The following is a 24,698-nucleotide window of genomic DNA, read 5'->3' as shown; positions in this document are numbered from 1 at the left end:
CAATCATGCAAAATTAAATAGCATTAACTGAGAAAATTGGCAATGCTTATTCACATGAACTGACCAAGCACTATAATAAAATAAAAAAAGCAGAACCTAAGTTCTGCTTCATGAAATTTAGATTTTACCGTGACACTGCTTGTATTTTAAACCAGAACCACATGGACAAGGTGCATTACGGCTTTGAGGTGGCGTAATCTCAACTTCATTCTGATCCAATTCTTGAGTATTAACTGTTTGCTCACCTGTTAAACCATCAACTTCAGCATGAGAAAGTGAAAGTTGCATCGCTTCAGCTTGAGCTTGCTGCTGTGCTTCCATTTCTGCCAACTCTTCAGGCGTTGGTAAACGTACTAATGAAAGATCTGTCACAACATCAGACTTAATGACAGCTAACATATTTACAAACAGATTGAATGCTTCTTTCTTATATTCCTGCTCAGGATTCTTTTGCGCATAACCGCGTAAATGAATACCTTGACGTAAATAATCCATCGCTGCTAAATGATCTTTCCAGTGGCGATCTAAAGAACTTAACATAAAGTTTCGTTCTAACACTGCTGCAGATTCAGCACCCATTTGTTCACGACGCGCACGATAGCGTTGTAAAACCTCATCAGTGATACGACGTGCTAATGCTTCTTCATCTAATCGACGATCTTGATCCAACCATTGCTGCACAGGAAGATCAATATTAAAGTCTGAGCGTAATGCAGATTCAAGACCTGGTACATCCCACTGATCATGAATTGATTCAGGTGGGATATACGTTTCAATCACCCCTTTCATCACTTCTTCATGCATTGACTCGATGTATTCTTGCAATGTACTTTCTGCCAGAATTTCATCACGCTGTGAGTATATAATTTTACGTTGTTCGTTATTTACATCATCATACTTCAACAGGTTCTTACGAATATCGAAGTTACGCGCTTCAACTTTACGTTGCGCATTTTCAATCGAACGAGACACCATTTTATGTTCAATGGCTTCATTTTCTTGCAGACCCATTGCACGCATCATTGCGACGACACGATCACCCGCAAAGATACGCATCAAATCATCTTCTAACGATAAGAAGAAACGCGAAACACCTGGATCACCTTGACGACCTGAACGACCACGTAATTGGTTATCAATACGACGAGATTCATGACGTTCAGAACCAATAATATGTAAACCACCAGAATTCAGCACCAGTTGGTTATTTTGTTCCCATTCTGCTTTTAAACGTGCTTCATCTTCAGGAGTTGGATTTTCAATTTTCGCCAGTTTCGCTTTCCAGTTACCACCGAGCAAGATATCCGTACCACGCCCTGCCATGTTGGTCGCAATAGTCACGGCACGTGGAGAGCCGGCTTGTGCAATAATATCCGCTTCACGCTCATGCTGTTTGGCATTCAGCACTTCGTGTGCGATACCCGCTTCTTTCAGTTTATCCGATAAGATTTCAGAAGCTTCAATTGTTGCCGTACCAATCAAAATCGGTGCAACACCAGCTTCATGAATTTTCTTAATTTCTTCAATAATCGCATTGTATTTACCATTACGATTCAAATAAATTAAGTCATTCAGATCTTTACGAATCATTGGACGATGGGTTGGAATCAACACCACATCTAAGCCATAAATTTCTTTCATTTCAGCAGCTTCAGTATCTGCTGTACCTGTCATACCTGAAAGTTTACGGTATAAACGGAAATAGTTTTGGAATGTGGTCGTTGCAAGCGTTTGGTTTTCAGGTTGAATTTCTAAACCTTCTTTCGCTTCTACCGCTTGATGCAAACCTTCAGACCAACGACGACCAGGCATCGTACGACCTGTATTTTCATCGACAATAATCACTTCACCGTCATGGACGATATAATGCACGTTACGATGATACAAGTAATGTGCACGAATAGAAGCTGTGACATGATGAACAAGATTTAAGTTGGCTGCAGAATATAGACTCTCACCTTCTGCCAATAATCCCATCGCAATAAGTTCACTTTCAATGGCTTCAAAACCAGCTTCTGTGATTTCGACTGAACGTTGCTTTTCATCGATCCAGAAGTGCCCACCATCTGCAACTTTTTCTTCTTTTTGAGCATGTAACTTTGGCGGAATCGCATTCATTGCCGCGTACAGTTGTGAGGAATCTTCGCTTTGACCCGAAATAATAAGTGGAGTACGTGCTTCGTCAATTAAGATTGAGTCAACCTCATCGATAATCGCATAAGCAAGACCACGTTGTTTTTTCTCGGCTAACGAGAACACCATATTGTCACGAAGATAGTCGAAACCAAATTCGTTGTTTGTACCGTAGGTAATGTCTGCTCGATAAGCTTCTGCTTTTTCGACAGGATTCTGCATGGAGTAAATCACCCCAACAGATAATCCCAAAAATTCATAAAGTGGACGGTTTAACTCAGCATCACGTTGCGCCAGATAATCATTGACAGTAATAACGTGAACACCTTGTTCACTAATTGCATTTAAATATACAGCCAAAGTACCCATTAGGGTTTTACCTTCACCTGTACGCATTTCTGCAATTTTACCTTCATGTAGGGTAATACCACCAATCAACTGTACGTCATAATGACGCATACCCATAATACGCTTACCAGCTTCACGACATACTGCGAAAGCTTCTGGTAACAAGCGATCAAGACTTTCGCCGTTTTTATAACGTTGTTTGAATTCTTCTGTTTTTGCAGATAAGTCTGCATCACTTAACACAGATATCGTCGGCTCGAGCGCATTGATCTTCTCGACAATTTTGCGCATACGCTTCAATTCGCGCTCGTTTTTAGTACCGAAGATTCCTCCGATCAGACTTGCCAACATATAGACTCTCTAAAACTTACTTATCAAAATGATTTTTCTCAAACGTTATTATGGTGCTAGAAATTTGAAGTACAAGGGTTTTAAACAAATGCAATCAAAAAATTTCTGGATTATTTTCCATGACGCATGAGCAACGGCGAGTTAATGTAGCAAATTTGATCAGAAATATATATCGTTCAAATTCAAATTTACGAACGTTTATTTGCCTTCAGACATTCAAATAAATCTGTTTTTTTCATAACCAAATAAAAAAACACTATTTTTAATTATAAAGAGTTTCCGCCATATTAATTTCAGCACATTAAGGTTTTGATAAGAATAGAGGTATATATGGCATTACGTTTAGGTGACACCGCTCCAGACTTTGAACAGCAATCAAGTGAAGGAGTAATTAATTTTTATGATTTTCTAGGAGATCATTGGGGAGTTTTATTTTCACACCCTGCCGACTATACTCCCGTATGTACGACGGAATTAGGTTTTACAGCAAAACTAAAAGACGAGTTTGAAAAACGTAATGTTAAAGCGATTGCTCTCTCTGTAGATGATGTTGAATCACATCATGGTTGGATTAAAGATATCAATGAAACTCAGTCTACCACGGTGAACTTCCCAATCATTGCTGATCAGGATCGTAAAGTTTCGACTTTATATGATTTCATCCATCCCAATGCCAACGAGACCCTAACGGTCCGATCTCTTGTGATCATTGATCCAAATAAAAAAGTACGCTTGATTATTACTTATCCAGCGTCAACTGGTCGCAATTTCCATGAAATTTTACGTGTTATAGATTCATTACAGTTAACAGATAACTATAAAGTGGCAACCCCTGCAAACTGGCAACATGGTGAAGATGTTGTGATTGTTCCGTCTATTAAAGACGAAAATGAAATTCAACAACGCTTCCCTAAAGGGTACAAGGCAGTGACACCTTATCTACGTTTAACACCTCAACCTGATCTTGATTAATTTTGACGAACCATCAAGTTTCAGCGTTCAGCCTATCCTCAGATAGGCTTTTTTTGATTATGGCTTATAATCTTTAACATATTGATTTAAAAAGGATTCAAATTATAGTTTGAATCCTTTTTTCTAAAACAAAGCAAGAAACTATTGACGCTTATCCAGTGGTACCCAATCAATCACCCATGCTGATTTCATATTTAAACTTGCATCACTGTTAATTTTCTTACGTAACGCATCTGCCGAATCACGATCTTTAGATGGACCAACCATAATTCGAATACCTTTCGACGTTGGACTCTTCGTTACCTTATATCCTTTGGCACGAAGCTTAGCCGCAAGCGCATCTGCATTCGCCTCATTCGCAGCCAATGCCACTTGAACCATCCATTGACGATCTCCATTTTCCAGCAGATCACGAGCTTTTTCTGCCTCAGCTTTTTTCTTCGCTTCTTCAGCAGCTTTGCGTTTTTTCTCTTCTGCAGCTTTTTTATCAGCTTCAGCTTTCTTCTTCGCTTCTTCTGCTTTACGTTTTTCCTCAGCAGCTTTTTGCTCTGCTGCTTTCTTTTCAGCTGCACGTTTTTCTGCTTCGGCTTTACGCTTTTGTTCTTCTGAGAATTTCGCCTGTTGTTCTTTTTGCTCAGCTAAACGCTTCTGTTCAGCTATGCGTTTTTCTTCAGCCAAACGCTTTTTCTTTTCAGCTTCATCCTCAACCAATTCAGGAGGAATATTGTCTGAACTTTGCTGAGCAGCGTTTCGACGAGCATTCATTGCAGCATATTCTTCAGCAGCGCGACGTGCGGCTTCAGCTTCGGCCTCTTGTTGCATTCTTAAATATTCAGCAGCACGCGCCTCTTGCTCTGCCACAGCTTTCTCACGAGCACGTCGTTGCTCTTCAAGTAAACGCTTTTCAGTTTCCACATCAACTGTGAGAGGTTGAAGTTGTACTGCTTCAGGTTCATTCTTTTTTTGTTGAACAGCTTCAACCGGTTGTTCAACATTATTTTGGTGGATCTCTTCTTTGCCTTTTAGAAGTAATGCTGCCAATAAAACACCACCACCCAATAAAACAACACCACCCATCCAGCGTTGTTTGTTATTCATTGACATTCTCTAAATACTCCCAGACCGCTTCTAAGGTATGAAACGAACCACACACCAAAATCAGCTGATTATTTTTTGTTTCTTCAAGTGCTGATTTAAATGCGACCTGTACATTTGAATACTGTTGTACTGTCTCACCTTGAAGCGCTGACTTTAATTGTTTTAATGGTGCTGCACGAGGCACATCCATCGGCGCAATTTTCCACATAAATACCGTGTTTTTCAATAAATTAACGACTGAATCTATATCTTTATCCGCTAACATCGAAAACACAGCGATAACTTCTGTGTACTGTTTATTGTATTCTAAATAATTTCGCAATTGCTTTAACAAAAATTCTACACCATGCGGATTATGTCCCGCATCGAAAATCACTGTTTTTCCTGCGATTTCCCTTATTTCAAATCGACCTGGTAAATGTGCTTGAATAATGCCCTGCTCTAGTGCAGTTTGAGAAATTTTCAATCCACTGACCAATAATGCAGCTACGGCAGTAGAAACATTATCTAGGGCCAACTGACCACATGGTAATTTTAAGGTCAGTGCTGAACTTGAAAATGTCCAAGTTTTACCATCACCATTTGCTTGATAAAAATAATCCTGATTTAGACATGACAGCGTCGCATTACATGCAATGACTTTATCCTGAATTGATGTTGGAAGTATTTGTTGCCCACCAAAAATGACTGGAATATCTGGACGAATAATACCCGCTTTCTCAAAAGCAATTTTTTCAATGGTGTCACCCAGCCAATCTGTGTGATCCAATCCAATATTGGTAATGACCGCAACATTTGGATTAACGACATTCACAACATCCAAACGTCCCCCAAGTCCAACTTCCAATACCCAAACATCACATTTCTGTTGTTTGAAGATGACAAAAGCTGCAAGGGTTGTTGCTTCAAAAAAAGATAAACTTAAATCACATTCACGTCGTGCTTGATCAACTTGAACAAATGCTTCGATCAGAAGCTCATCTGAAACTTCCTGACCTGCGAGTTTTACACGCTCATTGAAACGATAGATATGCGGAGATTGATACAAACCGACTTGATATCCTTGAGCATTCAGAATAGAAGCTAAGGTTGTGGTTGTTGAACCCTTACCATTCGTACCAGCGACAGTAATGACTTTCGCTTGCGGGTGTGTAACGCCCAATTTTTCAGCCACAGGAATGACGCGTTCAAGCCCTAAATCAATTCCTGTAACGTGAACATGGCTCCAATAATCGAGCCATGTTTGTAAATTATCTGTACTGAGTGGAGCAGTGAGGTTCAAGGCAAATTCATCAATTTCGCTACGATACGATAAACTGTATCACGTAATGCGTGACGATGAACAATTTGATCGACTACACCATGATCAAGCAAGAATTCAGCACGTTGAAACGGCTCTTCTAACTTTTCGCGTACAGTCTGTTCAATGACACGTTTACCAGCGAAACCAATCATTGCTTTAGGCTCAGCAATATGCACATCACCCAACATGGCTAAAGATGCGGTCACACCACCATATACTGGATGAGTTAATACAACAATGTACGGAATACGAGCATCTTTCATTTTTTGAATCGCAGCTGACGTACGTGCCATTTGCATTAAAGATAACATTCCTTCTTGCATACGAGCACCACCAGAGGCAGCAAAACAAATCATTGGCTGTTTGGTTTCAATCGCACGCTCTGCTGCTTGTACAAATCGATCACCAACTACAGTTCCCATCGAACCGCCCATGAAATCAAATTCAAATGCACAAGCGATTAATGATAAACCTTTGATTTGTCCTTCCATCACCACGAGTGCTTCAGTTTCGCCAGTTTTCTCTTGTGCTTCTTTCATACGCACAGGATAAGCTTTACTATCCACAAACTTGAGTGGGTCTTTTGCAACAAACTCTTGACCTAATTCTTTTGCGGTTTGATCAAAGAACCAATTTAAGCGGTCACGTGCTTTCATTTTTAAATGCTCATCACATTGAGGACAAACATAAGCATTGAAAGACATCGCCGTACGAGTCACCAGAGCATGACATTCTGGACATTCAATCGTAGGCTCAGTAAACGTCGCTTTTAACGATTGCTGTTGATCAGGGATTTGAATACCTGGTACTAAACGATCTGTCCAAGGTGTTGCAGGTGCTAAAGTTTTCCCTGATTTAACTTCTTGATTCATACTAACTCATCGAGCGCTGCTCGAAGCTCCTTGACTTTATTGACCGCCTGTTCAACTGCTTGATCAGGAGTTGTCTGTGCAAATGGTTTAACAAAAGCACTACCAACAATGACCGCATCCGCTGCGCTTCCGATTGCTTTTGCAGAGGCTGCATCACTAATACCAAAACCTACACCAACAGGTACATCCGTCATCGACTTGATTTTTTCGATGCGTTGAGCAGCTTCATTCACATCTAAAGTCGCTGCACCTGTTACACCCTTCAAAGACACGTAATAAATAAAACCACTCGCTTGATTAGCGACATGTTGAATACGTTGATCTGTAGATGTTGGCGCCAACAAGAAGATCTGATCCATATCAAACTTTTTCAAGACAACATCGAGCGCTTGTGCTTCTTCAGGTGGTAAGTCCACCAACAGAATACCGTCCACACCACAGTCATGAGCAGTTGATACAAATTTTTCATATCCAATGACTTCTACAGGATTCAAATAACCCATCAACACCACTGGTGTATCTGTGTCTTTTTCACGGAATTGCTTGACCATTTCCAATGCATCCAATGTATTTGTACCGGCTGCCAATGCACGCTCAGCCGCAAGTGCAATCACTGGACCATCGGCCATTGGATCTGAAAATGGTAAGCCAAGTTCAATTACATCCACACCTGCTTCCACCATTTGATGTAACAAAGGAACCGTTACGTGTGGATGAGGGTCACCTGCCATGACATAAGAAACTAGAGCCTTACGCTGTTGAGATTTAAGCTGTGCAAATCGTGTGGCTAAACGTGACATAGGGATGTACTTTCCTTGAATTGTATAGAATTGAGGAGTTGGTTTTGTAAAATACAAGACGGCCCATTGTAACGCTATTTTTTACTCATTGAACAGAGTGTGATGAAAAGCACCAAACACTCTTTTCAGTTAAGTATTCCAAGTGCATATTTATCAATGTTTTGATTTTTTTAACAATGATCAAAAAGCTCGATTTTTTCTGTTTTTTCTAAATCATGAATATTTATATGAACTTATGTTTATTGATTAAAAATGTTTAAAAACAAATAGCTTAGCACTTACATTTTAACTTTTCTGAATTAGCCAAAGCTGTTCTATACTATACATGCTTACTCTTTTATTTCTTATGTTATGACCACAATCTCCCCAGGCAAAGCTTCTTCGCGAGCGCTTGCCCTTCTACCGCTTATTGTGTTTTTAGCCATTTTTTTGGGCAGCGGTATTTATCACACTCTGATTGGCACTGAGTTTGCCTTCTACCAAATTAAAGCACCCATTGCTGCTATCCCTGCCCTCATTCTTGCGGTATTACTTTATCGTGGCAAATTAAATACAGGTATAGATGAGTTTCTCCGTGGGGCAAGCCATCCTAATCTTATTTTAATGTTTATGGTCTTTATGCTGGCAGGTGCTTTTGCCAGTATTAGTAGTGCCATTGGTAGTGTTGATGCAACAGTACAATTAGGTTTATCTCTCATTCCTTCGGCTTTTGTCCTGCCAATGCTCTTTGTTATTTCAGCGTTTATTGCTACTGCGATGGGCACCTCGATGGGTACTATCGCTGCTTGTGCGCCGATCGCATTTGGCTTCACTCAAGTCACCGATATAAATCCTGTTGTTGCGATTGGTGCTGTGGTTGGAGGAGCCATGTTTGGTGATAACTTGTCAATGATTTCAGATACCACTATCGCCGCAACTCGTAGTCAACGTGTAGAACTAAAAGATAAATTTAAAGTCAATGTATGGATTGCAGTACCAGCAGCACTTTTCACGATTTTGATTTATTTTGTGATGAGTCGTGATACGCAACAAGTTTCTTTCAATGACTATAATTTTTGGCTGATTTTGCCTTATTTAGCTGTATTTGCTTTGGCTTTTACCCGATTACATGTGTTGGCTGTACTTATGCTGGGCATTGTTATGTCTGGACTCGTCGGTCTGATTCAAGCCCCCGACTTTAACCTACTTAAATTAAATATTGCGATTTACGATGGCTTTTTGGGCATGTTTGAAGTCGCATTGCTTTCAATGTTACTCGGTGGTATTTCTGCCCTTATGCGAAAAGAAGGTGGCTTAGAGTGGCTAATACAACGCATTTATCAACTTACGCGTTTATTCAAAGTGGGAACGCAAAGAGCTGGTGAAATCGGAATCTGCCTTCTGGTAATCTTGTCTAATTTCTTTGTGGCAAATAATACGGTTGCCATTATTCTATCTGGCGATATGGCACGTGAAGTTGCTAAAGAATATGGTGTTGACCCAAAACGCTCGGCTGCTTTGTTGGATATTTTTTCTTGTGTTGTTCAAGGCTTAATTCCGTTTGGCGCACAATTATTATTGGCATGTTCAATTGCAAAATTATCGCCAATGGAAATGATCCAAAACGTTTATTACTGCTGGATCTTAGCGGTGATTGCTATACTCTCCATTGCTTTTAGATATCCCAAAATACAGATGAATCAATTTTAGACTGGCATAAAAGTGAAGTCTTTAAAGGTAAGCTACATGCTTACCTTTTTTATTTCCATAATCTAACTTAGATTATGGTGGTGAGTTGGTCGTTGTTTAAGTTGTTTTTTAAACTGCAACAGCGTTATTCCATTATACATTTTAAATGCTCTAGCAAGCGCAGACTGATCTGAGTAACCGAGTTGCACTGCGATATCCGTTAACTCTAGCCCCTGATTTAATAGGCGCTCACATTGTGACATCCGCTCTTGCTCAAGTATGCGTTTAAATGATGTTCCGCGATCTTTTAATTGTCGTTGCAAAGTCCTCACCGACAAACATAATTCTGTCGCAATATCTTCAATCTTTGGCGCTTCGTGACGAATACGCAAATACTCAGCAATAATTAAGTGGAGTTGCCGATCAAGACTCGATTGCACGGGTTTTGATGCAATCGCCTCTTCCGCTTGTTGAACCAACAATTGCATAAGTGAAGGATCTGCTTGTTGGGGTTTTAGCTGCAACCCCTGAGTGCGAATTTGAAACTGATATTCAACTTGGCTGAACTCTACCTGACAACCATAGAACTTTTGATATTCATACAATGGTGCGATAGCTTCATGCGCCATGATCACTTTATACAGTGGAAAGGTATCATGCACTAATATTTGCTTTGCCAATGAAACCATCATGGCATTCGTCAGCTCATTGATAAAATTATAGTCATCACAAATAAACGGCCAGCTTAAAATCAGTATTTCACCGTTCTGGTGAATCTGCATGGGTGTAATCTCTTCACCATCAATCACCAAGCGGCTAAATCTTAAAATATAGTTCAGTGCTTCCGCCACCGTCTCACTTCGTGTCGCCATATATCCAAGCACACCAAAATGCTCAGGTTTCACATATTGAGCCATTTCAAAAATATAATTGGCGCGATTCAAATAAACCTGCGTGAGAGAGTTAAGTTTTAAGAAAAAAGAATATGATGATTGCATGGCAATCGGTGCTGCCAAAATTTTATTCAGCGTATCAACATCCTGATTTAACGCAGTCTTTATCTCTTTATCGAGCTGTTTCACTTGAATAAATGTTTGCCATAAATGGAAATATCCATTGGGTATTTGAATATCTTTCACGATGCACTATTCCTTTAGGCAAAATTGACTTTATTCATTTTCATTTGTCGTAAAATGTATAAAAAATGGCAAGTACTGTCAAAACAATCAGACCAATGCCATACATACTTAAACGATCTAAAGCGGATGAATGAAAATAAGATGAACGCATTGGTAAAATATCAGGTTGATCCTGTCGTACGCACGAATCTCAATTTCAAGCTCTCAGAAATTCCTCGTTTTTGGTTTGGTGGAGATCCATTCAAAACCCGTATGTTTGATGCATTGAGTCTAACTTTCCCAGACGGAGAGCGCTACTTCATTGAATCAGTTCGATTATTTAGAGATAAAATCAAAGACCCTGAATTACAAAAACGCGTCGCAGATTTTATTCGACAAGAAGCACAGCATGGAATTGCGCATGACAAGATGAATCAGGTCATGAAAGATCAAGGTATGCCTGTCGATCAATTTATTAAGGTTCTTAACAAAATTTTTAAATTCGAACTGACACGTCGTTCACCTCAATATAATATTGCCATGACTGCTGCAGCCGAACACTTAACTGCATTAATGGCTGATACTTTTTATAGTCAAAAAGCAACCCTTGAAGATGCTCACCCCTATGTGCGCGCGCTTTTAGCATGGCATGCTATCGAAGAGATGGAGCATCGTGATGTGGCTTTTGATGTCATGAAACAAGTCGGTGATGTTCCAGAACTTACTCGACAATTTGCTTTGGCATTTACAACTTTCATGATGCTTGGATTTACAACTTATCGTGCCAATATCATGTTGAAGTATGACGGATTTAGTCGTTTAGACCGTTTCAAAATGACCGTCAAAGGACTTCCATGGTTTATCGGTCGAAATGGCATGTTAACGAGAATGAAAGGTCCATACCTAGATTGGTTTAAAAAAGACTTCCATCCAAGCCAACATCCTGTGATTGCCCAATATGATGTATGGGTAAAAACATTAGCCGAGACCAATGATCCAATTCAAGCTGGTGAAGCATTCTGGCAAGCAGCTCGATAGTATTTCTATTACTGGCTAAATCATTTTTATTCGGATGATTTAGCCAACATTACTTACAGTTTTAATCTCCTTCTCTCTTCTTTTGTCCTGTAGAGATAATGACCTTAATGTGATTTTTTTACATACTTGTTCTTTCTGCATAAGTGATAAAAATAAAATGAATGCAATTACCACATACCATCCAGTGATTCGTAAGCACCTTGATTTCCGACTCAACGAAGTACCACGATTTTGGTTTAACAACGATCCTTTTAAAACACGTGTATTTGATGCTTTGAGTTTGACATTTCCAGATGGAGAACGATATTTCATACAGTGTGTCCGACTATTTCAACCGCATATTAAAGATCCTGTCTTAGCCAAACGTGTGAAAGACTTTATTCAACAAGAAGCGCAACACGGTATTGCCCATGACAAAATGAATAAAATTTTAATTGAGCAAGGTATGCCGATTGAAAAATATATTCATCAAGTCAATCAACGTTTCAAACATGCGTTAAAAAGGTATCCTGATCGTTTTAATATTGCGATCACCGCTTCATGCGAACACTTAACCGCTTTAATGGCAACGACATTTTTCAGTCATAAAAGTACGATGGCCCATGCACATCCTTTTGTCCGGGGTTTATTTGCATGGCATAGTATTGAAGAAATGGAACATCGCGATGTTGCTTATGATGTTATGATCGAGGTAGCGCAGACTTCAAACCTTACACGTTATACCGCCTTGGTTTTAGTTACGCTTATGATGTTTGGATTTACCATGCAAAGAACACATGGACTTCTCAAACAAGATGGTTTTACTCGAATTGAAAGGTTAAAAATGTTTGCTCAAGGCTTGAAATGGTTGCTTGGAAAAGATGGCATTTTAACGGCAAAAAAACGAGAATATTTAGACTGGTTTAAAGCTGATTTTCACCCAAATCAACACCCTATTATTCATCAATACCAAGTTTGGGTTGATACGCTCGCTGAAACTCAAGATCCACTTCAAGCAGGTGCAGCTTTTTGGGAAGCTGCGATATAAAAAAGAATGTAAAAAAAGTCCGATCAATCGGACTTTTTTGTTGTTATGACGCCGTTACCATTTAGCGTAATGTTGCTCTAATAGTCCATACTCTTGATTAAGCTCAATATGCTGACCATCATCTGAAATAATAAAACCCGTAATTTTAGATTGCCACTGACTGAACTGGCTGCCTACCATTCTAAGATTAAGATTTTCATAACGGCGCCAGCCTGTTTCAATGGTCAATTGTAATTTGTCATCCATAGATCGTATGGTCCACATCTGATCATTTTGCATTTCAAAAAGAACATCCGTCAACGCATAAAGGCGTCCATTAATCCACAAACAGTTTTCATTGCCAAAGCTTTCATTCACGCCAGAGGCAAGATTCAAACCCACACGGTTTCCTTGCGCATCCCAAAAATTAGAAGATAGCCAAAACCAAGCCGTTTCAGGTCTTAGAAAACCGCAAGTATCATCAAGCGAAGCAAAAGTTCGTGAGTTAAATTCAATTTTTTCTTTTTGTTTATTAATGAAATACCCTTCAACGGCCAATGTAGTTAGTTTCTGAGTATAGGTCCAACCATTTATACCAGTAGGACTGCACATCGACAAAGGATCTGTTCCAGCACAAAAGATTCGTGCAGACAGTTTTTCTTCACCATGTTTGATCACTTTGATATAACGAACACCATTGGCATGTTGGATATCGAGTTGGATTTTTCCATGTTGAAAATGGCTATGATTAAATAGTGGCTGTTCATCTAAAACCGTACTGTGTGCCAATACATTAATCGCATTCCACTCGACGACTTGTCCGGTGTTATGGTCATAAATATAGATGAAACCATGTCCCGCCCAAGCGATATCGACGATAGCCATCCCAATGCTGTAATGCTCATGTTGGATACTACAAAACTTAAATTTCTTATATTTAAGTTTTTTTCTCCATCCTTTGAGCACTTTGCCATATGGCGTTTTATAAATATATTTTGAGACAGAAATTGCACTTGGCAATTCTGTAAAACGCCCATAGCGCGGTTGACCATTTACTTGAATTAAATCCATTGGGACTCAGCCTAATTTCATTCCATGACAATTATAGACTTTAGTCTAAAGTATTTCATTTATTGTATGAAAACATAGATTAAAGAACCGATACAAATCGGTTCTTTTTTTTCATATATTCAATACTTTGACTACCAGTTCCCTTCACCCAGTGTTTGGCCAATATAATGATATTGTGCCTTGGATCTTGAAAATTTAATTGGGCAAGCCAACTGTTTTTCTACCTCATTTGCATCTTTCCTTAGAGGTACATCCACTGTCCAAGCACGTTGTTGAGCCAAATCTGACGTCAGAGCTTCGTCTAGATTTAACACAGGTTCTACACATACGTCTAATTCAGAAAATGTTTTACGCCATACATCAAAACTTTTTTCCTTGATTTTATCAGCGATGGCAGTCTTGACTGCTTTTCGATCTTCAACATCAAATGAAGTTCCTTTTTCCAATAAGATAGGCAGTTCTAATACAGTTGCCAGACCTGTCATAAATTGAGGTTCTAAACTTCCAATTGAGATATAGCGCCCGTCTTGCGTTTGATAATAGTCATAAAATGTTCCCCCGTTCAGATGTTCATTTTCAGGGTACTGATTCTGCCCACCTGCAAGTACAGCTGCCGCGGCCATATTGTTTAAAGTCACCGCACAATCCGTCATAGAGATATCAATATATTGACCTAAACCACTTCGTTGCCTTTCGATCACGGCTGTTAAAATGCCGATCACTGCGTGTAAAGAACCGCCTGCGACATCTGCAATTTGAATCCCCATTGGTGGTGGTCCATTTTCCTGTCGACCTGAATGTCCAGCAATCCCTGAAAGCGAAACATAATTAATGTCATGTCCCGCTTTATCTTTATAAGGACCTGTTTGCCCATATCCTGTTATTGAACAATAAATCAGACGTGGGTTTATTTCAGATAAAGTTTGATAGTCGAGTCCTAAACGTCGCATCACTTCAGGACGGAACTGCTCAATGACGATATCGTATTCTGAAATTTTTGATTTAATGAGTTCAATACTCTGACTATCTTTTAAATCTAGGGCAATCGACTGCTTGTTACGATTCAAATAACTGTGCGCCGTGGCTTGACCATTTGCATAAGGTGGCAACATTCTGACAAGGTCTGGTCGATTTGGTGACTCTATATGGACCACCTCTGCCCCTAGATCTGCTAAGTACAAGGTCGCAAAGGGTCCGGGTAATAATGTGGAAAAATCTAAAACTTTCAATCCCTTTAATGCAGCTGTCATTGTTATTTTCACCAAGAATATGTTGATTTTTCACCCATAATAGAAATATAAAACAAGATTAACAATGTCATGTTCAGCCATTTACCTTGATCATTTCGGCAATTTATGATGTAAAAGAGCAATTACTCTAGTGATAATTGCCAATTAAATTATTTTTTGTGTCATTTAGGTCAAGTAGCAGTGAACATCAAAGAGACTGAAGGATTTAACATGAGTCGCGATACGATAAGTATCCATTTTGTGAATGCAGCCCTGACTGGGGTAAAACGTCTAGGGATGGATGTTGACACTTTACTTTCACATGTCGGCATTGAAGCTGAACTACTCCGCCAACCTAAAGCACGTATTTCTCCTGAGCAGTACACACGCTTTGTTAAAATGCTGTGGATGGTCACCCAAGATGAACACGTTGGTTTTGATATCCAGCCACGTCGCTTAGGGACCTTTGCGATCATGTGTCAATTGATCATACATGCCAAAACTTTAGGTGATGCGCTTGAGTTATCATCACAGTTCTACAAGTTATTTGGTGATGAGTGGTCTGTGACTTTAGAGCGCGATAAGCATGAAGCACGCTTAGTTCCACTCATTCCAAAAACAATGGATCCTGACCATTTCATTACTGAAAGTATGCTCATGATCTGGCATGGTTTGGCATCGTGGCTCATTGAGCGTCGTATCCCGTTAGAGCGTGTACATTTTTCATATCCACGCCCACAACATGCAGATGAATATGATGCGTTATTTTTTGCGCCAGTAATCCAATTTGATTCAGCTCGTACTGAAATCACATTTGCTGCAGACTACTTAGATCTTCCAATTCGCCAAGATGAAAACACCTTGGAAGAGTTTCTAAAAGGTGCTCCAGCGAAACTGTTGGTGAAATTCAAAAATACCAATTCGCTCACATCACGTATTCGTGAAGTATTGAAGAGCCAAATTGGTGAAGAAATGCCAACATTAAATGATGTTGCAGCCATGCTTTATTTATCACCACAGACGCTTCGCCGTCGCTTAGCTGCTGAAGGTAAGAGCTATCAAGGTGTAAAAGATGCCTTACGTCGAGACGCTGCAATTCACTTACTGTTAAACCCATCTTTAACTTTAGAAGATGTGGCACAACAAGTCGGCTTTAGTGAAACCAGTACCTTCCACCGAGCATTTAAAAAGTGGACAGGGGTAACACCAGGACTGTATCGTCAATTACATGGTTATCATTAATTTATTCAAACATAAAAAAGTCTGACATTGTTCAGGCTTTTTTTTACATATGGATTTAAGTGCTTATTTAACAAAAATATTCAAGTTGAAATTAAAATATTCGTAATATTTAAAGGAATAATAAGATGACACTTACTGCAATCTTAATCTCAATTTTGATTGGAATAGCAATTTATTTTTACAGTGTAAAATCGCACAGCTCTCGACCTCAAGCTGATATACAGTACACTTATAATATTGTCGGAGAAAATGCATATCAAAAAAATTTACTTAAAATAGCTGGTCAAAAAAAAGCTGTATCTAAATTTCATGAATGTACTGCTCATGTTCTGTCAGAACCATTTAACCAATACGATCCAAATGCAATCAAAGTTGAAATCAACGGATTAACAGTTGGCTATTTAAGTAAATTAGAAGCTGAAAAGCTGAAAGGGCAGATTATCAATAAAAAAGTGCCCGCTGTAATTAACGGTGGTTGGTATGTTGATAAAGATGATGAAGGTTCTTATGGTGTAAAGCTTGCCATATCAAGCGCCAAAGATTTGATATAGCAAAATTATAATCAAAGCATTCGCAATACAAATTTTTTTTAATTCGTCAAAAACTTTCATTTCACAATTTAAAACACTTAATTTTTCAGTGACCAAAAATATCAAACGACTCATCCGTTCTCGTCATTGCACAATCACATAGATCATCTACACTCAAAACACCATAACAATTTCAACCTATAAAAAAGGAACTATTATGAGCGAGGCTTACATCATTGATGCCATTCGCACACCACGCGGAAAAGGAAAAAAAGATGGTTCTTTACATGAAGTAAAACCAATCACATTACTCACAACGCTGTTAAATGAACTTCAAACTCGCCATCAACTCGATACTTCTAAAGTCGATGACATCGTGCTGGGTTGTGTAACTCCAATTGGTGATCAAGGCGGTGATATCGCTAAAACTGCTGCAATTGCTGCAGGCTGGAATGATGATGTAGCAGGCGTTCAAATCAACCGTTTTTGTGCTTCAGGACTAGAAGCTGTCAATCTTGCTGCACAGAAAGTTCGTTCAGGCTGGGAAGATGTTGTCGTTGCAGGTGGTGTAGAGTCAATGTCGCGTATTCCAATGGGCTCCGATGGCGGGCCATGGGCACTCGATCCAGAAACAAACCTGAAATCTACCTTTGTTCCACAAGGGATTGGTGCTGATTTAATCGCAACTTTAGATGGATACTCTCGTGCTGATGTAGATGCTTTTGCTGCAGATTCCCAAAAGAAAGCAGCAGCGGCTCAAGCGAATGGTTACTTCAATAAATCAGTTGTACCAGTAAAAGATAAAGCTGGCGTTGTCGTTTTAGATAAAGACGAGTTCATCAAACCAACGACTACCGTTGAAGGCTTAGCCAAATTAAATCCAAGCTTTGAAATGATGGGTGGTATGGGATTTGATGCAGTCGCATTACAAAAATATCCAGAAGCTCAGAAGATTAATCACGTTCACCATGCAGGAAACTCTTCAGGCATTGTAGACGGCGCTGCTGTTGTTCTACTTGCATCTGAAAAAGCGGTTCAAGAACAAGGCTTAAAACCACGTGCCAAAGTATTAGCAACTGCGCTTGTCGGAACTGATCCAACAATCATGTTAACTGGTCCAGCACCTGCGGCACGTAAAGCTTTGGAAAAAGCTGGCTTAACCATTGATGATATCGATTTATTTGAAGTGAACGAGGCGTTTGCGGCTGTAGTAATGCGCTTTATTAATGAACTCAATGTCGATCCTGCAAAAGTCAATGTAAATGGTGGTGCAATTGCAATGGGTCATCCACTCGGTGCGACAGGTGCCATGATTTTAGGTACGTTGCTCGATGAACTTGAGCGTCAAGGTAAAAAACGTGGCTTGGCTACACTGTGTGTAGGTGGTGGTATGGGTATCGCAACGATCATTGAATTGGTATAAGGAGAAGAATAATGAGTGCAATTCAATTTGAAAAAAATGCTGATGGCATTGTTATTCTCACCTTAGACTCACCTAATCAGTCTGCCAATACCATGAATGCAGATTTCCGAGTTGCTTTGGAAGAGACTGTAGCAAAACTGAAAGCCGAATCTGGCATTACAGGTATCATTTTTAAATCTGCAAAGAAAACCTTTTTTGCAGGCGGTGATTTGGATGAGTTGATTCAAGCTCAACCAGAACACGCCACTGAATTCTTTGGCATGATCCAAAAAATGAAAGCGGAATTCCGCTATATTGAAACCTTGGGTGTACCAGTTGTTGCTGCATTAAATGGAACAGCTCTCGGTGGTGGTTGGGAAATCGCACTAGGCTGTCATGCTCGTATTGCATTAAATGATCCTAAAGCGAAATTTGGTCTACCTGAGGTTACCTTAGGATTGTTACCAGGTGGCGGTGGTATCGTGCGTATGGTACGACTGCTCGGCTTGCAGAATGCTTTTCCTTTCCTGATGGAAGGTAAACAATTTGGTGTAGAAAAAGCAAAATCTTTAGGCTTAATTCAAGATACGGCTGATTCTGAACAAGAGCTCATAGATAAAGCGATTGCTTGGGTTAAAGCAAATCCAAAATCTCAACAACCATTCGATGTTAAAGGATACAAAATTCCAGGTGGTACGCCATCATCACCTCAAGTGGCTCAAGTCCTTGCGATTGCACCAGCAATGTTGCGTGACAAAACAAAAGGTTGCTATCCAGCCCCTGAAGCCATTATGGCTGCTGCCGTTGAAGGTGCTCAGGTAGATGTTGATACTGCGTTAACTATTGAGTCTCGCTATTTTACGTATCTAGCAACTGGTCAAGTTGCGAAAAACATGATTGGTACTTTCTGGCATGGACTGAATGCAATCAAATCAGGTGAAAGCCGCCCTAAAGAGCCTGCAAAATGGCAAGCGACCAAAGTAGGTGTTTTAGGCGCTGGAATGATGGGGGCTGGCATTGCCTACTCGACAGCGATTAAGGGAATTCAAGTCGTCCTTAAAGATGTATCGATTGAAAATGCGGAAAAAGGTAAGGCATATAGTCAAAAACTGTTAGATAAACGTGTTTCACAAGGTCGAATGACTGCTGAAAAGCGCGAACAAATTTTATCTCTCATTACCCCTACAGCGAATGCATCCGATTTACAAGGCTGTGATTTAATCATTGAAGCTGTATTCGAAAATCAAGAACTCAAAGCCAAAGTAACTCAAGAAGCTGAGCAATATTTGGTTGACGGCGGTGTGATGGCTTCTAATACGTCAACCTTACCAATCACAGGTCTTGCAACAGCAAGTAAAGATGCGAAAAACTTTATTGGACTGCATTTCTTTAGCCCTGTCGATAAAATGCAGTTGGTTGAAATTATTAAAGGTAAAGAGACTTCAGCTGAGACACTAGCTAAAGCCTATGATTATGTTCAACAAATTGGAAAAACACCTATCGTTGTTAATGATAGTCGTGGTTTCTTCACCAGCCGCGTATTTGGTACTTTTGTCAACGAAGGTTTGCGTTTACTGGCTGAGGGAGTACATCCAGCCAAAATTGAAATGGCTGCTTTAAAAGCAGGTATGCCAGTCGGTCCATTAGCAATCCAAGATGAAGTCGCATTAACCTTGTCTGAGCATGTGACCAACGAAACGCGTAAAGCGCTTCAGGCTGAAGGCAAAGATTTACCACACTCCCCTGCTGAAGATGTTTTAAAGCAAATGATCCATGAGTTTGGGCGTAAAGGCAAAGCTGCTGGTGCTGGTTTTTATGAATATCCAGAAAGTGGTAAAAAATACCTTTGGGATGGTTTAAACCATTGGACGAAAGAAACAGATATTTCTGAACAAGAAATGATTGATCGCTTCCTATTTGTTCAATCCTTGGATACGCTGCGCTGTTTGGAAGAAGGCGTTTTAGAGTCTGTCATTGATGGAAATATCGGTTCTATTTTCGGCATAGGATTCGCCCCTTGGACTGGCGGCGCTTTACAGTTCCTCAATCAATATGGACTCGCACAAGCGCTTGAGCGCGCGAATCAGCTTGAAGCGAAGTATGGTGAGCGTTTTAAAGCACCTCAACTCCTCAAGGACAAAGTTCAGTCTGGTCAGTCGATCTGATTGATATAAACTAAAAACCTCTCTTCGGAGAGGTTTTTTTCGGTCTTGTCGATAAATATGTGTTATAAAGTAACATATTCTCAGATTCATTTTACCCAACTTGGTATAGCATTATGACTGATCATTCTTCACCAGAAAAATCTCCTTGGGGTTGGAAAGCGCTAATTATCGCGATCATTTTAAGTATTATATTTATGGTGATTTTCTATATAGCCATTGAAAATGAACCTGACTATATGCCAAGTAAACAACGAACAGAAACCAGTGAACATCATGCATTCAAAGCATCACCTGTGATGTCTGAAGAAGCAGCAGCAAAAATAGAAGCCAACAAAGCTGCTCAAGCTAGTGCAACTGAACACAATATGACTGAAGATGAACACGCAGCAATGGGCGAACACAGTCATACACATGATGGTGAATCAGGTTCACATAGTCATTGATATTTGTGATGAAAAAACGGAGCATTGGCTCCGTTTTTTTATTCAAGCTGCATCGTCATATAAACATGAGGAATACCACAATCTAAGTATTCCTTACCTTGGGGCTCAAACCCTAAACGTTGATAAAATGGTAATGCATGAACTTGAGCAGAAAGATTCAAGGTTGGTCGCTTTTCCCTTTGAGCAAACTCAATTATAAATTTCATGAGCTCAAACCCAACACCTTTTCCTCGATAAGCCTTTATGACTGCTACCCTTCCAATACTATGGTTTTGAAGTAGTCGAGCCGTGGCGATTGCCTCACCTTCATGAAAAACAACGAAATGAATCGATGTCTCATCTTCCATATCCCATTCGTCTTCAGGTGAAATTAGTTGTTCCAGAATAAATACTTGCTCTCGTATCTGCATCGCGTAGCACTTTAATTGCGACCATGAACCTACTTGAACATCAAAGACATTACTCATATGTTAATTCCCAAAGGGGTGTTAGCACTTTTCACCAATATTTTGTTGCTCCCACTCACCTTTTAGAAGCAACTCTAATGAGTGCTTTTGAATACCATACATATTTTTTAATGCAATGATTTGATCTAACACTTGCTGATCTGGTGCGTTCAAATCTTTGCGCTTGGTGGCTAAAATCATTTTATTTTTGCTAGTATGTTCCAAAGCCACAAATTCAAAAACTTTAGTCTCGTAACCATAGGCTTTTAACAATAGCGCTCGAATTGTATCTGTCAGCATTTCAGCTTGTTGCCCCTCATGAATACCAAACTGCAACATTGGTTTTAATACAGAGGGACTTTGCATTTGAGGTCTCAACTCTTTGTGGCAGCACGGCGCGCACATAATCATTTGCGCATTCAATCGAATACCGGTATGAATCGCAAAATCAGTTGCTACATCACAGGCATGCAACGCAATCATGACATCGAGTTTTTCAGGCGAGTAAGTTCGTACATCTCCTTGGAAAAAATCTAAATGCTTAAAATCTGATTTACGGGCAACATCTTCACAGAAATGAACCATTTTCTCGTTCAGTTCCACACCTGTAACATAAGGATTATAATCATTTTTTTGTAAGTAGTCATACAGTGCAAAGGTGAGATAACCTTTACCTGAGCCAAAATCGACAACGTTGAGCTGCTGATCAACTTGAATTTGGTTTAATGCGCCTGAGCAAATCTCAACAAATTTATTAATCTGTTTCCACTTACGCGCCATGCTTGGAATAATTTGTTCTTTTTGATCCGTAATACCCAACGGTTGAAGAAAATAACTTTCTTGCTCAACAAAACGGTGTTTTTGACGGTCGTGTGATTTTTCAATGATCTTGGAGACTGAAGCCTTTTTACTTTGAGTTAAGATCGCTTTTTTCTTATTTTTCTTGAGCTGTAACTCGCTGTCCAATGTAAAAAGATTGGCTTGTTTGCATTCACTGACCAATTTACTCACCAACGGATCAGCTTCATCAATTGGAAAATTTTTGGTCACATCTTGAGTTTTAAAGCGATACAGAACATTCAGCATCCATTCATCTTGTAATCGAATCATGCGTAAAGTCATCTTCTCTAAAGCTTCTATCTCGCCCTGATACTGACTCAGAATCATACGATCAAAACGCTGAGAAGCTAATGCTTGATGAAATGCTTCAAGAAATTGTTGCTCTTGCGGTGTGGAGGATGCCGAAACGGTCATAAACAGTGCCAAAAAAAGAAATGCTATTAAATTTTAATGCGTCTTACGCGAAAAGCAAAATTCAATTACGATACAGATGTATAATTAAATGTGTAAGTGAACAATGAAAGCATCTCCTGCTTCGTATGATCCATTAGAAGAAAAAATTAATTTCATCAGTCATGCCATTGGTGCTGTCTTGGCCGTCATCGGTGCCATTTTATTGATTATAAAAGGTGCTGCTTATCCTATGGCACAATGGATCGGGCTTTGGGTCTATGGACTTAGTTTAGTTCTACTCTTTACGGCGTCTAGTCTTTATCATTTTGCGGAAACACCTGAGCGTCGGGGTTGGTTTAAAAAATTGGACCACACGGCTATTTATTATCTCATCGCAGGAACATACACGCCTTTTCTATCTATAGCTTTACCAACGCAAAAAGCTCACTATTTATTAATTGCACTTTGGGTAATTGCGGCGATTGGCACTTTATTTAAATTGGTATTTATTCACCATTTTCAAAAAATATCGCTTTTTGCCTATCTCGCAATGGGATGGTTAGCATTACTTGTGATCGATGATATGCGCACATATTTATCTGATCAAAGTTTAACCTTCCTTATTGTTGGTGGTCTTGCTTACACCATAGGCGCATTGTTTTATGCCTTAAAAAAGGTAAGATACACTCACGCTATCTGGCATATTTTTGTATTGATAGGTGCAGGATCACATTTCCTGTCTATTTATCTTTACGTGCTATAACCACTTTAACTACATCGTCTAGCAACCCTAACACCGTAGAGCAAGCTGGTATTTCGTATTTTTTTAAGAAATTACGCCTTTTTTAAAAAGATTACGCTATTAAATCTAAGTTTTTTATTTTTAGTAAGTGTAAGGTCTCTCATGGCGTCTAATACAGCATCACAACAAGCTCAGCCCGCAAACTCTAAAACTCGGGTATTAACTGCAAGCCTCGTTGGTACAACCATCGAGTTCTTCGATTTTTATATTTACGCAACAGCTGCGGTCATAATTTTCCCCTACTTGTTCTTTCCAACAAGCACAGATCCTATGACAGCAACGATTCAATCATTAGCAACTTTTGCAATCGCATTCATCGCACGTCCTATCGGCGCCGCACTATTCGGTCATTTGGGAGATCGAATCGGTCGTAAAGCAACCTTAGTGGCAGCCTTGCTAACCATGGGGCTTTCTACCGTTGCGATTGGTTTACTTCCAACCTATGCGCAAATTGGCATTGTGGCACCCTTACTTTTAGCTTTGTGCCGATTAGGTCAGGGCTTAGGTTTAGGTGGCGAATGGTCAGGTGCAGTTCTACTCGCAACTGAAAATGCGCCAGAAGGCAAACGTGCTTGGTACGGTATGTTCCCTCAACTTGGTGCACCTATCGGCTTCATCCTTGCCACAGGCTCTTTCCTTACGCTTGGGGCATTCATGAGTGAAGAAGCATTCATGTCATGGGGATGGCGTATTCCATTTATTTCAAGTGCCTTATTGGTGATTGTAGGCTTGTGGATTCGCTTAAAGTTGCATGAAACGCCAGCATTCCAAAACGTGCTTGATAAACAAAAAGAAGTGAATGTTCCTTTTGTACAAGTTTTTAAAAAGCATTCAAAAATGCTTGTACTCGGAACGATTGCAGCCATTTGTACTTTCGTAGTTTTTTACTTAACCACTGTATTTGCTTTGCAATGGGGTACAAAACAATTAGGTTACTCTCGTGAAGAGTTCCTACAACTTCAGTTGGTTGCAACGCTTTGTTTTGCAGCATTTATTCCCCTTTCTGCAATTTTTGCGGAAAAGTTCGGTCGTAAAACCACTTCGATCGCGGTGTGTGTAATTTCTGCTATTTTTGGTATTTTCTTTGCGGACATGTTGGAGTCAGGAAGCACACTGATTGTGTTCTTATTCTTATGTATTGGTCTTGCGATTATGGGCTTAACCTATGGTCCAATCGGTACAGTACTTTCAGAAATCTTCCCGACATCGGTGCGTTATACTGGTTCGGCGTTAACATTTAACCTTGCTGGTATTTTTGGTGCATCTTTCGCACCTTTGATTGCAACGAAATTGGCAACTGAATATGGTTTGTCTGCAGTAGGCTATTATTTGACGGCTGCATCAATCCTTTCGCTGATTGCTTTCCTCATGATTCGCGAAACGAAACATGATGATGTGAATAATCAAATTTGATGCTTTCAGCTAATA

21 protein-coding genes are annotated in these 24,698 nt (G+C 39.7%); 11 read left to right on the top strand and 10 right to left on the bottom strand.

Annotated elements, in window-relative coordinates:
* Positions 1 to 117 precede the first annotated feature (117 nt).
* A complete protein-coding gene (gene secA, locus AC1M9L_RS12730; RefSeq protein ID WP_092768537.1) occupies positions 118 to 2,832 on the bottom strand; it encodes a preprotein translocase subunit SecA in 2,715 nt (904 codons plus the stop codon).
* 330 nt (positions 2,833 to 3,162) lie between these two features.
* Between secA and AC1M9L_RS12725 the strand changes: the two genes are divergently transcribed.
* On the top strand, positions 3,163 to 3,804 hold the full coding sequence (locus tag AC1M9L_RS12725) for a peroxiredoxin (RefSeq protein ID WP_481592340.1): 642 nt from the start codon (positions 3,163 to 3,165) through the stop codon (positions 3,802 to 3,804).
* A 141-nt stretch (positions 3,805 to 3,945) separates the two neighbouring features.
* Here AC1M9L_RS12725 and AC1M9L_RS12720 read toward each other — a convergent pair whose 3' ends face one another.
* Genes AC1M9L_RS12720 through trpA form a run of 4 tightly spaced genes read right to left on the bottom strand, consistent with a single transcriptional unit; the run spans position 3,946 to position 7,877 of the window.
* Positions 3,946 to 4,908: an SPOR domain-containing protein gene (locus AC1M9L_RS12720; protein WP_481592339.1), complete on the bottom strand. Its 963-nt coding sequence runs from the start codon at positions 4,906 to 4,908 to the stop codon at positions 3,946 to 3,948.
* A complete protein-coding gene (gene folC, locus AC1M9L_RS12715) occupies positions 4,895 to 6,184 on the bottom strand; it encodes a bifunctional tetrahydrofolate synthase/dihydrofolate synthase (protein ID WP_481592338.1) in 1,290 nt (429 codons plus the stop codon). Before folC ends, AC1M9L_RS12720 begins: the two co-directional genes overlap by 14 nt.
* Positions 6,181 to 7,077: an acetyl-CoA carboxylase, carboxyltransferase subunit beta gene (gene accD, locus AC1M9L_RS12710; RefSeq protein WP_481592337.1), complete on the bottom strand. Its 897-nt coding sequence runs from the start codon at positions 7,075 to 7,077 to the stop codon at positions 6,181 to 6,183. Before accD ends, folC begins: the two co-directional genes overlap by 4 nt.
* Positions 7,074 to 7,877 carry a tryptophan synthase subunit alpha gene (gene trpA, locus AC1M9L_RS12705; protein ID WP_035267926.1) on the bottom strand — a complete coding sequence of 268 codons (804 nt, stop codon included), beginning with the start codon at positions 7,875 to 7,877 and terminating at the stop codon, positions 7,074 to 7,076. The genes accD and trpA overlap by 4 nt, the downstream gene beginning before the upstream one ends.
* A 351-nt stretch (positions 7,878 to 8,228) precedes the next feature.
* On the opposite strand from trpA, the gene AC1M9L_RS12700 reads away from it, so the two are divergent.
* Positions 8,229 to 9,566: a Na+/H+ antiporter NhaC family protein gene (locus tag AC1M9L_RS12700; protein WP_481592336.1), complete on the top strand. Its 1,338-nt coding sequence runs from the start codon at positions 8,229 to 8,231 to the stop codon at positions 9,564 to 9,566.
* A 62-nt stretch (positions 9,567 to 9,628) separates the two neighbouring features.
* On the opposite strand, the gene AC1M9L_RS12695 is transcribed toward AC1M9L_RS12700, so the two are convergent.
* Positions 9,629 to 10,684 carry an AraC family transcriptional regulator gene (locus AC1M9L_RS12695; protein WP_481590896.1) on the bottom strand — a complete coding sequence of 352 codons (1,056 nt, stop codon included), beginning with the start codon at positions 10,682 to 10,684 and terminating at the stop codon, positions 9,629 to 9,631.
* A gap of 141 nt (positions 10,685 to 10,825) precedes the next feature.
* Here AC1M9L_RS12695 and AC1M9L_RS12690 point away from each other — a divergent pair, with 141 nt between their 5' ends.
* Complete coding sequence (locus tag AC1M9L_RS12690) at positions 10,826 to 11,701, top strand: metal-dependent hydrolase (protein WP_035267930.1); 876 nt, start codon at positions 10,826 to 10,828, stop codon at positions 11,699 to 11,701.
* Between the two features lie 157 nt (positions 11,702 to 11,858).
* Positions 11,859 to 12,728 (top strand): metal-dependent hydrolase, encoded by an 870-nt coding sequence (locus AC1M9L_RS12685; RefSeq protein ID WP_481592335.1) that lies wholly within the window; start codon positions 11,859 to 11,861, stop codon positions 12,726 to 12,728.
* Between the two features lie 54 nt (positions 12,729 to 12,782).
* On the opposite strand, the gene AC1M9L_RS12680 is transcribed toward AC1M9L_RS12685, so the two are convergent.
* Together AC1M9L_RS12680 and AC1M9L_RS12675 are read right to left on the bottom strand one after the other, a co-directional pair.
* Positions 12,783 to 13,778, bottom strand: a complete 996-nt coding sequence (locus tag AC1M9L_RS12680; protein ID WP_180028606.1) for a DUF2804 domain-containing protein — start codon at positions 13,776 to 13,778, stop codon at positions 12,783 to 12,785.
* A 131-nt stretch (positions 13,779 to 13,909) separates the two neighbouring features.
* Positions 13,910 to 15,028, bottom strand: coding sequence for a CaiB/BaiF CoA transferase family protein (locus AC1M9L_RS12675; protein ID WP_481592334.1), 1,119 nt, complete (start codon positions 15,026 to 15,028; stop codon positions 13,910 to 13,912).
* A 210-nt stretch (positions 15,029 to 15,238) separates the two neighbouring features.
* Between AC1M9L_RS12675 and AC1M9L_RS12670 the strand changes: the two genes are divergently transcribed.
* The 5 genes from AC1M9L_RS12670 to AC1M9L_RS12650 all read left to right on the top strand — a co-directional run bounded on the left by AC1M9L_RS12670 (position 15,239) and on the right by AC1M9L_RS12650 (position 20,789).
* Positions 15,239 to 16,249 (top strand): AraC family transcriptional regulator, encoded by a 1,011-nt coding sequence (locus AC1M9L_RS12670; protein ID WP_092768523.1) that lies wholly within the window; start codon positions 15,239 to 15,241, stop codon positions 16,247 to 16,249.
* Between the two features lie 125 nt (positions 16,250 to 16,374).
* A complete protein-coding gene (locus tag AC1M9L_RS12665; RefSeq protein WP_481592333.1) occupies positions 16,375 to 16,800 on the top strand; it encodes a hypothetical protein in 426 nt (141 codons plus the stop codon).
* Between the two features lie 196 nt (positions 16,801 to 16,996).
* On the top strand, positions 16,997 to 18,202 hold the full coding sequence (locus tag AC1M9L_RS12660; protein ID WP_035267939.1) for an acetyl-CoA C-acetyltransferase: 1,206 nt from the start codon (positions 16,997 to 16,999) through the stop codon (positions 18,200 to 18,202).
* 11 nt (positions 18,203 to 18,213) lie between these two features.
* Positions 18,214 to 20,346: a 3-hydroxyacyl-CoA dehydrogenase NAD-binding domain-containing protein gene (locus AC1M9L_RS12655; RefSeq protein ID WP_481592332.1), complete on the top strand. Its 2,133-nt coding sequence runs from the start codon at positions 18,214 to 18,216 to the stop codon at positions 20,344 to 20,346.
* A 113-nt stretch (positions 20,347 to 20,459) separates the two neighbouring features.
* Complete coding sequence (locus tag AC1M9L_RS12650) at positions 20,460 to 20,789, top strand: hypothetical protein (RefSeq protein ID WP_481592331.1); 330 nt, start codon at positions 20,460 to 20,462, stop codon at positions 20,787 to 20,789.
* 38 nt (positions 20,790 to 20,827) lie between these two features.
* Here AC1M9L_RS12650 and AC1M9L_RS12645 read toward each other — a convergent pair whose 3' ends face one another.
* Together AC1M9L_RS12645 and AC1M9L_RS12640 are read right to left on the bottom strand one after the other, a co-directional pair.
* Positions 20,828 to 21,256: a GNAT family N-acetyltransferase gene (locus tag AC1M9L_RS12645; protein ID WP_481592330.1), complete on the bottom strand. Its 429-nt coding sequence runs from the start codon at positions 21,254 to 21,256 to the stop codon at positions 20,828 to 20,830.
* Positions 21,257 to 21,277: 21 nt separating this feature from the next.
* Positions 21,278 to 22,489 carry a class I SAM-dependent methyltransferase gene (locus AC1M9L_RS12640; protein ID WP_481592329.1) on the bottom strand — a complete coding sequence of 404 codons (1,212 nt, stop codon included), beginning with the start codon at positions 22,487 to 22,489 and terminating at the stop codon, positions 21,278 to 21,280.
* Positions 22,490 to 22,592: 103 nt separating this feature from the next.
* Here AC1M9L_RS12640 and trhA point away from each other — a divergent pair, with 103 nt between their 5' ends.
* Together trhA and AC1M9L_RS12630 are read left to right on the top strand one after the other, a co-directional pair.
* Entirely contained in the window at positions 22,593 to 23,231 is a 639-nt protein-coding gene (gene trhA, locus AC1M9L_RS12635; RefSeq protein ID WP_092768508.1) for a PAQR family membrane homeostasis protein TrhA, read from the top strand.
* A 141-nt stretch (positions 23,232 to 23,372) separates the two neighbouring features.
* Positions 23,373 to 24,683 carry an MFS transporter gene (locus AC1M9L_RS12630; protein WP_035267948.1) on the top strand — a complete coding sequence of 437 codons (1,311 nt, stop codon included), beginning with the start codon at positions 23,373 to 23,375 and terminating at the stop codon, positions 24,681 to 24,683.
* The last annotated feature ends 15 nt before the right edge of the window (positions 24,684 to 24,698 follow it).

It is taken from the genome of Acinetobacter sp. ANC_7511 (assembly GCF_056779975.1).
The sequence above is the reverse complement of the archived record's forward strand: the minus strand, read 5'-3'. Positions and strand labels throughout refer to the sequence as shown.

Coding starts and splice junctions, on each gene's coding strand:
- secA (WP_092768537.1), bottom strand. CDS start 2,832: ATGTTGGCAAGTCTGATCGGAGGAATCTTCGGTACTAAAAACGAGCGC.
- AC1M9L_RS12725 (WP_481592340.1), top strand. CDS start 3,163: ATGGCATTACGTTTAGGTGACACCGCTCCAGACTTTGAACAGCAATCA.
- AC1M9L_RS12720 (WP_481592339.1), bottom strand. CDS start 4,908: ATGTCAATGAATAACAAACAACGCTGGATGGGTGGTGTTGTTTTATTG.
- accD (WP_481592337.1), bottom strand. CDS start 7,077: ATGAATCAAGAAGTTAAATCAGGGAAAACTTTAGCACCTGCAACACCT.
- trpA (WP_035267926.1), bottom strand. CDS start 7,877: ATGTCACGTTTAGCCACACGATTTGCACAGCTTAAATCTCAACAGCGT.
- AC1M9L_RS12700 (WP_481592336.1), top strand. CDS start 8,229: ATGACCACAATCTCCCCAGGCAAAGCTTCTTCGCGAGCGCTTGCCCTT.
- AC1M9L_RS12690 (WP_035267930.1), top strand. CDS start 10,826: ATGAACGCATTGGTAAAATATCAGGTTGATCCTGTCGTACGCACGAAT.
- AC1M9L_RS12685 (WP_481592335.1), top strand. CDS start 11,859: ATGAATGCAATTACCACATACCATCCAGTGATTCGTAAGCACCTTGAT.
- AC1M9L_RS12680 (WP_180028606.1), bottom strand. CDS start 13,778: ATGGATTTAATTCAAGTAAATGGTCAACCGCGCTATGGGCGTTTTACA.
- AC1M9L_RS12675 (WP_481592334.1), bottom strand. CDS start 15,028: ATGACAGCTGCATTAAAGGGATTGAAAGTTTTAGATTTTTCCACATTA.
- AC1M9L_RS12670 (WP_092768523.1), top strand. CDS start 15,239: ATGAGTCGCGATACGATAAGTATCCATTTTGTGAATGCAGCCCTGACT.
- AC1M9L_RS12665 (WP_481592333.1), top strand. CDS start 16,375: ATGACACTTACTGCAATCTTAATCTCAATTTTGATTGGAATAGCAATT.
- AC1M9L_RS12660 (WP_035267939.1), top strand. CDS start 16,997: ATGAGCGAGGCTTACATCATTGATGCCATTCGCACACCACGCGGAAAA.
- AC1M9L_RS12655 (WP_481592332.1), top strand. CDS start 18,214: ATGAGTGCAATTCAATTTGAAAAAAATGCTGATGGCATTGTTATTCTC.
- AC1M9L_RS12650 (WP_481592331.1), top strand. CDS start 20,460: ATGACTGATCATTCTTCACCAGAAAAATCTCCTTGGGGTTGGAAAGCG.
- AC1M9L_RS12645 (WP_481592330.1), bottom strand. CDS start 21,256: ATGAGTAATGTCTTTGATGTTCAAGTAGGTTCATGGTCGCAATTAAAG.
- AC1M9L_RS12640 (WP_481592329.1), bottom strand. CDS start 22,489: ATGACCGTTTCGGCATCCTCCACACCGCAAGAGCAACAATTTCTTGAA.
- trhA (WP_092768508.1), top strand. CDS start 22,593: ATGAAAGCATCTCCTGCTTCGTATGATCCATTAGAAGAAAAAATTAAT.
- AC1M9L_RS12630 (WP_035267948.1), top strand. CDS start 23,373: ATGGCGTCTAATACAGCATCACAACAAGCTCAGCCCGCAAACTCTAAA.